Genomic DNA, 7,433 nt, shown 5'->3' with positions numbered 1-7,433 from the left:
TTTGAATGTGTACGTATTTGTATTTGTTGTCTTTTTGACTTGTACTGTGTTGTTTTTTCAAGTGGAGACAGGAGTATGATTTCTAGTACGGTCTTTTGTGTTCTGAGATGGTTATAAGAGACAACGACAGGACCGGTGCCTCGGCGCCGGCGGGTGCCACCACCGTGGGCGCGGGGGCGCCGAGGGGACCCCCGCCCCCACCTACGTCCCGCTGGTCGGCCGGATCGCCGCCGGTGGCCCGGTGCTGGCCGAGCAGGCGGTCGAGGACGTCTTCCCGCTCCCCCGCGAGCTGGTCGGCGAGGGCACGCTGTTCATGCTCAAGGTCACCGGTGACTCGATGGTGGAGGCGGCCATCTGCGACGGCGACTGGGTCGTCGTGCGGCAGCAGCCGACCGCCGAGAACGGCGAGATCGTCGCCGCCATGATCGACGGCGAGGCGACGGTGAAGACCTACAAGCGGCGGGACGGCCACGTGTGGCTGCTCCCGCACAACCCTGCGTACGAGCCCATCCCCGGTGACGACGCCACCGTGCTGGGCCGCGTCGTCACGGTGCTCCGCCGGGTCTGACCCGCTCCCGCCGGTGTGGCGACGGTCGCGCCGGCGGTCGGCGCACGCCGCGGTCGTCAGCCGCTCCGAGCCGGGGTCGCGCGACCTGAGTCGCGAGGCGCGGGCGTGCGGCCGGAGCCCCGCGGCGCGGGTCGCGGGCCGGCAACCGCGGCGGCGACTGGACCCGGGGCGACTCAGTCGCGCCGGCGCACCAGCTTGCCGCCGAGCCAGACGAGCACGCCGGCCACGACGGCGGCCGCGACGGCCGCCGCGATCGGCGGCGGCCCGTCGTCGCCGGACAGCAGGCCGGAGACCGTGCCCTCCGCGGACGCCGTCGCCGACGAGGCCGCCACCTCGGCCGGCAACGGGACCACGGTGACGTCGCTGCGCAGCCCCTCCCCCGCGACGACGAGGGCCGAGGAGTCCCCCGTGAAGCTGATCGCCTCGCCCTGGGCGGCCTCGGGCAGGGCGATCCGGCGGGGTTCGGCCGCCAGCGCGCCGGCCACGTCCGAGTCGGTCAGCGGCCAGACGTAGGCGTCGGTGTAGGTGCGCAGTGCGATCCAGCGCTCGTCCGGCGACACCGCGCCGCCGGTCACCATGAGCTGCCCCGCGCGGCCGACCGGGCCGCCCGGCGTCCCGGTCAGCACGAGGTCCACGCCGCCGACCTCGGTCAGCCCGACCGTGCCGTCCTCCACGAGCGCGGACACCGGCCGGTACACCGTGCTGGCGCCCAGCACCTCCTTGGTGACCAGGTACGGCGTCCCGTCGGGGGCGAGCAGCAGCGCCTCGACGTCGCGAGGGCCGTCGGGGTACGCCAGCCGGTAGACGGAGCTGCTGCCGTCGGCGTGCAGGGCCAGCAGCGCGACCGTCGTCCGGGTGCCGGCGTTGTCGCCGGTGTCGGCGAGCCACACCGTCCCGTCGACGGCCAGCGCCATGTCCTCGGGGTCGTAGGGGTCCACCGGCGCGGAGTGCACGGTGACCACCGCGCAGGTCCCGTCGAGCACGTAGACGTCGAGTGAGTCCCCGCCGTCGTTGTGCACCAGCATCCGGTCGCCCACCTCCACCAGGCCGGAGACCTCCGGCAGCCGGGGGTCGGTGAGCTGGCAGCGGGTCGAGGGTGCGGCCGGGTCGGCCGGCTGGGCGGACGCGGGCAGCGCGGGACCGAGGACGAGCGTCAGCGCCAGACCGGTCCCGGCTGCCAGACGTCGCCCCGCGGCCCCGCTACGCGGACGACCGGCCAGCTCGGGCACCGACCCAGCGTGACAGCACGACCGCGTCGAGCAGGTGAACCACGCCCAACAGCAGGAGGCCGACGGCCGCCCCGACCACGGCGTCGGTGACCCAGTGGAAGTCCAGGGACACCATGGCCACGCCGGTGGCCACCGGGCCGGCGACGCTGAGCACCCGGGCGGTCCGCTGCACCCACGCCGCCAGCCGGTACTGCACCACCTGCCAGCGGGCGACCCCCCACATGAGCACGGCGTTGGCCACGTGCCCCGAGGGGTAGGAGGCGCCGTCCCGGTGGAAGAACGAGCCGGGGTAGGCCGGCGCGGTCCGGCCGGTCCCGTACTTGAACGAGTAGACGACGACGGTCAGCAGCACCAGCGCCAGCAGCACCCGCACCAGCGGCACGACCGTGCGGAACCGCCACCCGAGGTAGCCGACCAGCCCGGCCAGGACGATGAGGATGAAGCCGCGCCCGCCGAGCTGGGTCACCGCCCACACCGGCCAGTAGGCGGCCGAGTCCTCGAGGTCCCAGGCGCTGACCACCTCGGAGACCCGCAGGTCCATCCGCTCGAGCACGCCGCGGCCGAGCAGGTCGACGGTCACCACGACGGTGACCACCAGAGCGGCCAGCAGCGACCACCGCGACGGGCGGCCGACGGGGACGTCGGTGCCGGCGGCGTCCAGCGGGGAGGCCCCGGGACGCCGCCGTACCGCGCCGCTGGTCACGCCGGCCACGGTACCGGGCCGTGACCTGACCGTGACCTCGCTCGGCCGAGGGGGCGTGTCAGGCGACCGGCGCCGCGAACCCCTCGAGGGCGGCGGCCAGGCCGCCGTCCACCCGGGCGCTGAGCCGGGTGCCCCCGGCCTCGTGGGTCTCGCTGAGCACCTCGCCGTCCCGGTGCACCCGGGCGACCAGGTCGCCGCGGTCGTAGGGCACCAGCACGTCGACCTCGACGTCGGGGTGCGGCAGCCGGGCGGCCACGATCTCGCGCAACTGCTCGATGCCGACGCCCGTGCGGGCCGAGACCCACACCGCGCCGGGCAGGGCGCGGCGCAGGGTGAGCACGTCGTCCTCGCTCATCGCGTCCACCTTGTTGACCACGATGAGCTCGGGGACCGACGCCGCGTCGATCTCGCCCAGGACCACGCGCACCGCCTCGATCTGCCCCAGTGGGTCGGGGTCGGAGCCGTCGACGACGTGCAGCAGCAGGTCGGCGGCGGCCACCTCCTCCAACGTGGAGCGGAAGGCGTCGACCAGCTGGTGCGGCAGGTGCCGCACGAAGCCGACCGTGTCGGTGAGCGTGTACTCGCGGCCGTCCGGGGACTGCGCCCGACGCACCGTCGGGTCCAGGGTCGCGAACAGCGCGTTCTCGACCAGCACGCCGGCACCGGTGAGCCGGTTGAGCAGGCTGGACTTGCCGGCGTTGGTGTACCCGGCGATCGCCACACTGGGGACGGCGTTGCGCCCGCGGGACGAGCGCTGCGTGGCCCGGGCGGTGGCCATGCCGGCGATCTCCCGGCGCAGCTTGCTCACCCGCGCGCGGATCCGCCGCCGGTCGGTCTCGATCTTGGTCTCACCCGGTCCGCGGGTACCGATGCCGCCACCGCCGGCCACGCGGCCACCGGCCTGCCGGGACAGCGACTCGCCCCAGCCGCGCAGCCGCGGCAGCATGTACTGCATCTGGGCCAGCTCGACCTGCGCCTTGCCCTCCCGGCTGGAGGCGTGCTGGGCGAAGATGTCGAGGATCAGCGCGGTCCGGTCGACCACCTTGACCTTGAGGATCTTCTCCAGCGCGTTGAGCTGGCCCGGGGTCAGCTCACCGTCGCAGATCACGGTGTCCGCGCCGGCGGCCGCGACGATGTCGCGGATCTCGGCGGCCTTGCCCGACCCGACGTAGGTGCCCGCGTCGGGCTTGTCGCGCCGCTGGCTCACCGCCTCCAGTACCTGCGAGCCCGCGGTCTCGGCCAGCGCGGCCAGCTCGGCCAGCGAGCGGTCGGCGTCGGCCTGCGTGCCCTCGGTCCAGACCCCGATCAGCACGACGCGCTCGAGGCGCAGCTGGCGGTACTCGACCTCGGTGACGTCGGCGAGCTCGGTGGACAGGCCGGCGATGCGGCGCAGCGCACCGCGGGCCTCCAGGGCGTAGGAGCCGGTCGTGTCGTCCGGCTCGTCCCATCCCCCGTCGGGACGGGACGTCTCCTCGGCGGGCGCCGGTGCGGCACGCAGGGCGCGCTCCTCGGCGTCGTCGAGCACGGCGCGGTTCTGTGCGGTCGTCATCGTCTCCAGCGTGGCAGACCCCAGGTCCTGGGGCATCCGAGTTGTCTCCTGCAGTCCTGTCATCGCCCGGTACAACACCGCGGTCGCGGCAGACCATCCCGGCACGCGTGGCGGGGTCGCGACCGGGTAGGGCGGGAGACGACCACCGACACTCCGAGGAGGCTCGAGATGAGCGAGACGGGCAGCAGCGCAGCCGGGACCAACGAGGAGCTCGACGACCCGGGCCGGGACCCCAAGGGCCTCAACCCGCCGCGCAACCCGCTGTCCGGTGGCCTGGGCAGCACGACCGGCGGACCGGACCAGGACAGCGGCCGCGGTGAGCCGAAGGGCAGCCCCGGCATCGCCGGCCAGTCGATGGTGCCGGAGTCCCCGCAGGAGACGGAGAACACCCGGGACTGAAACAGGACCCCTCTGCCCCCCACGCCTCGCGGGCTCGGCGCGGGCCCCTGCAGAGGGGCCGTTCCAGCACGTCACCAAGGGGCCGGACAGCGAGCCCCCGGGGTCAGCTCCCGAGCCACTCAGGGGTCAGCTCGCCGGCCGCCACCACGACCGCGGGGCCGGACAGCACCGTCGTCCGCTCGTCGACGGTCACGCCCAGCCGGCCGCCGGGGACGTCGACGGTGACCGTGCCGGTCGCCGCGCCGGCGGCCTCCAGCGCCGCCCACGCCGCGGCGCAGGCGCCGGTCCCGCACGAGCGGGTCTCCCCCACCCCGCGCTCGGAGACCCGCAGCCGTACGTGCCGGCCGGCCTCCAGGACGTTGACGAACTCGACGTTCACGCCGTCCGGGAACAGCTGCGCGTCGACCGCCGGCGCCGTCGTGAGGTCGAGGGTGTCGACGTCGACGTCGGTGAGGCAGGCCAGGTGCGGGTTGCCCATCGAGACCGCGCGGCCGGGGAACGCCGCGCCCCCGAGCTCGGCGGTGCCGACGCCGAACGGTCGGGCCGGGTCCATGTCCACCCAGTAGCCGCCGTCGGCCGCGGCCCCCACCCGCCGGGGGCCGCCGCGGGTGCCGACCCAGATGCCGTCGGCGCAGGCGTCCCGCTCGACCAGGCCCTCCGTCACGAGCACGTGCAGGAACAGCCGGATGCCGTTGCCACACATCTCGGCGGTGGAGCCGTCGGCGTTGCGGTGGTCCATGAACCACTCGCACCGCGCCAGCGCCTCGCCGAGGACGGCGGGGGCGTCGGGCACGTGCGCGCTGCGGACGACGCGCAGCACGCCGTCCCCGCCGAGGCCGGCGCGCCGCTCGCACAGCCGCCGCACCATCGCCGCGTCCAGCCGGCTCTCCGGCCAGCCGGTGCCGTCGGGGTCGGGCAGGACGACGAAGTCGTTCTCCGTGCCGTGGCCGATCAGCACCCGGTGCGCGTTCACCGGTCCAGGGTACGAGCGGTGATCACCCCGAGGGCCGCCTCCACCAGGTCGGGGCGGGCGGGGTCGAGCCAGGTGGTCGCCGGGTCGCGGCGGAACCAGGAGCGCTGCCGGCGCACGAAGCGGCGGGTGGTCGAGACCGTCCGCTCGCGAGCCTCGTCCGGGGTGAGGGTTCCGTCGAGCTGGGCCAGCACCTGCGCGTAGCCCAGCGCCCGGGACGCCGTGGGCCCCTCTCGCAGGCCGTCGGCGGCCAGCGCCTCCACCTCACCGACGAAGCCGGCCGCCCACATCCGGTCGACCCGCGCGGCGACCCGGTCGTCGAGCTCGGCCGGCTCCCGGTCCAGTCCGACGGTCACCGCCGGATAGTGCGGCCGCGGCTCGGGCAACGTCGCCCGGAACGGGCCGCCGGTGATCTCGACGACCTCGAGCGCACGCACGATCCGCCGTCCGTTCGACGGGAGGACGGCGGCCGCGGCCGCGGGGTCGACGGCGGCGAGGCGGGCGTGCAGCGCCTCCGGACCCACCTCGGCCAGCTCGGCCTCCAGCCGGGCCCGCACCGCGGGGTCGGTGCCCGGGAAGTCCAGCTCGTCGAGGACGGCGCGCACGTAGAGCCCGGAACCGCCGACCAGCAGCGGCACCGCCCCGGCCGCCCGCAGCCGGTCGACCTCGGCGCGGGCCAGCTGCCGGTACTCCGCCACCGATGCCGCCTGCCGCACGTGCCACACGTCGAGCAGGTGGTGCGGCACGCCGTCCCGCTCGACGGCGTCGGGCTTGGCGGTGCCGATGTCCATGCCGCGGTAGAGCTGCATCGAGTCGGCGTTGACCACCTCGCCGCCCAGCCGGTGCGCCAGCGCGACCCCGAGGGCGGTCTTGCCGGTGGCGGTGGGGCCCACCACCGCGACGACCGGCGGGAGAGCGGTCACCGCACGCTCCAGTCGGCCACCAGGTAGCCGACGCCGAAGGGCGCCTCGTGCGCGTGCAGCCGGCCGCTCACCTCGCAGCCGGCCAGCGCGGCGCCGACCGCCCGCCAGGCGGGTACGCCGGTCGCGAGCAGCCGGGCGCCCTCCGCGGGGTCGAGCGCGGCCAGGGCGCCCGGGTCCGCGGCGTCCAGCGCGGCGGCGACGGCGTCGTCGAACGGTTCGGCCGCCGGGTCGAGGTGGCCGGGCGCCTTGAGCGACCGCCGGGCCGAGCCGTCCCCCACCGCCAGGACGGCGACCGGCCCGGGCAGGTCGCCGAGGGCGTCGGCGAGGTCGCCGGGACCGACACCGAGGCGGAGGCCGTCGTACCCGGCCTCGTGCAGCAGCCAGGCGCCGATCGTGTGCGCCAGCGGGGTGCGGCGCCCGCCAGGGCGGACGTGGCGGGCGAAGGGGACGTCGAGGTCGACACCGTAGCCGCGCAGGTCCCCGCCGTCGCCGTCGCCGAATCGCCCGCAGCCGTCCTCGCCACCGACGACCACGACGACCTCCGGGTGGGTGGCCAGCACCGCGTCCACCACGGTCGCGCAGGCCGCCCGCAGGACGGCGGTGTCCGCAGCTGCCCGCCCGGCCACGGCGGGCACCAGCAGCGGCGGGCAGGGGCAGAAGGCGACCGCCCGCGGTGCCGTGCGGGACGGTGCGGCCGGGACCGAGCTCACCGCAGCAGTGTCCCGGATGCGTCGTGGGACACTCCGAACCGTGTCGAGCACGGAGAACGCCGGAAACCCCGCGCAGCAGCTGCCCGAGCCGCCGACGGCCGGATCCGAGGCGGTCGCCCCCGAGGCGGGGACCACGGCGGCACCCACCCCTGGCGACGCCGCTCTCGCCGACCCGACCGCGGGGTCCGCCGCGCCGGAGACCCCCGCTGCAGCGGCCCCGGCGGCCGAGACCCCCGCACCCGAGACCCCCGCATCCGAGACCCCCGCCACCTGTCTCTTATCCACTCCTGCCTCTGCAGACGACCCCGACCGTTTAGATACCATTTGATCAAGTATAATTAAATAAAACCAAAATACAAACCATCAACCAACGAATTAACAA

At 75.0% G+C, this 7,433-nt stretch carries 8 protein-coding genes; 2 read left to right on the top strand and 6 right to left on the bottom strand.

The window, feature by feature from the left end:
* Positions 1–241 precede the first annotated feature (241 nt).
* Positions 242–568: a transcriptional repressor LexA gene (lexA, locus tag CNO22_RS24300; RefSeq protein ID WP_232807319.1), complete on the top strand. Its 327-nt coding sequence runs from the start codon at positions 242–244 to the stop codon at positions 566–568.
* A 173-nt stretch (positions 569–741) separates the two neighbouring features.
* On the opposite strand, the gene CNO22_RS24295 is transcribed toward lexA, so the two are convergent.
* From CNO22_RS24295 to hflX, 3 genes are read right to left on the bottom strand one after another with little or no spacing between them, the layout of a single operon-like run.
* Positions 742–1,797 (bottom strand): hypothetical protein, encoded by a 1,056-nt coding sequence (locus tag CNO22_RS24295; protein WP_198588573.1) that lies wholly within the window; start codon positions 1,795–1,797, stop codon positions 742–744.
* Positions 1,769–2,500: a phosphatase PAP2 family protein gene (locus CNO22_RS24290; RefSeq protein WP_232807318.1), complete on the bottom strand. Its 732-nt coding sequence runs from the start codon at positions 2,498–2,500 to the stop codon at positions 1,769–1,771. Before CNO22_RS24290 ends, CNO22_RS24295 begins: the two co-directional genes overlap by 29 nt.
* Before the next feature lie 58 nt (positions 2,501–2,558).
* A complete protein-coding gene (hflX, locus tag CNO22_RS24285) occupies positions 2,559–4,049 on the bottom strand; it encodes a GTPase HflX (RefSeq protein WP_100501826.1) in 1,491 nt (496 codons plus the stop codon).
* Positions 4,050–4,217: 168 nt separating this feature from the next.
* Here hflX and CNO22_RS24280 point away from each other — a divergent pair, with 168 nt between their 5' ends.
* Positions 4,218–4,448 carry a hypothetical protein gene (locus tag CNO22_RS24280; protein WP_100501824.1) on the top strand — a complete coding sequence of 77 codons (231 nt, stop codon included), beginning with the start codon at positions 4,218–4,220 and terminating at the stop codon, positions 4,446–4,448.
* Between the two features lie 103 nt (positions 4,449–4,551).
* Here the strand turns inward: CNO22_RS24280 and dapF are convergent, their stop codons facing one another.
* The 3 genes from dapF to CNO22_RS24265 are packed head-to-tail and all read right to left on the bottom strand — an operon-like array spanning position 4,552 to position 7,051.
* Positions 4,552–5,421, bottom strand: a complete 870-nt coding sequence (dapF, locus tag CNO22_RS24275) for a diaminopimelate epimerase (protein ID WP_232807317.1) — start codon at positions 5,419–5,421, stop codon at positions 4,552–4,554.
* Positions 5,418–6,341, bottom strand: coding sequence for a tRNA (adenosine(37)-N6)-dimethylallyltransferase MiaA (gene miaA / locus CNO22_RS24270; protein WP_100501823.1), 924 nt, complete (start codon positions 6,339–6,341; stop codon positions 5,418–5,420). Before miaA ends, dapF begins: the two co-directional genes overlap by 4 nt.
* Complete coding sequence (locus CNO22_RS24265; protein ID WP_100501822.1) at positions 6,338–7,051, bottom strand: class III extradiol ring-cleavage dioxygenase family protein; 714 nt, start codon at positions 7,049–7,051, stop codon at positions 6,338–6,340. The genes miaA and CNO22_RS24265 overlap by 4 nt, the downstream gene beginning before the upstream one ends.
* Positions 7,052–7,433 lie beyond the last annotated feature (382 nt).

Source organism: Geodermatophilus chilensis (assembly GCF_002802985.1).
Taxonomy (GTDB): domain Bacteria; phylum Actinomycetota; class Actinomycetes; order Mycobacteriales; family Geodermatophilaceae; genus Geodermatophilus; species Geodermatophilus chilensis.
This window is presented reverse-complemented; position numbering and strand designations above follow the sequence as displayed.

Bases quoted from the DNA above. Each gene is read 5' to 3' on its own strand.
- hflX (WP_100501826.1), bottom strand. From the start codon at position 4,049: ATGACGACCGCACAGAACCGCGCCGTGCTCGACGACGCCGAGGAGCGC.
- CNO22_RS24280 (WP_100501824.1), top strand. From the start codon at position 4,218: ATGAGCGAGACGGGCAGCAGCGCAGCCGGGACCAACGAGGAGCTCGAC.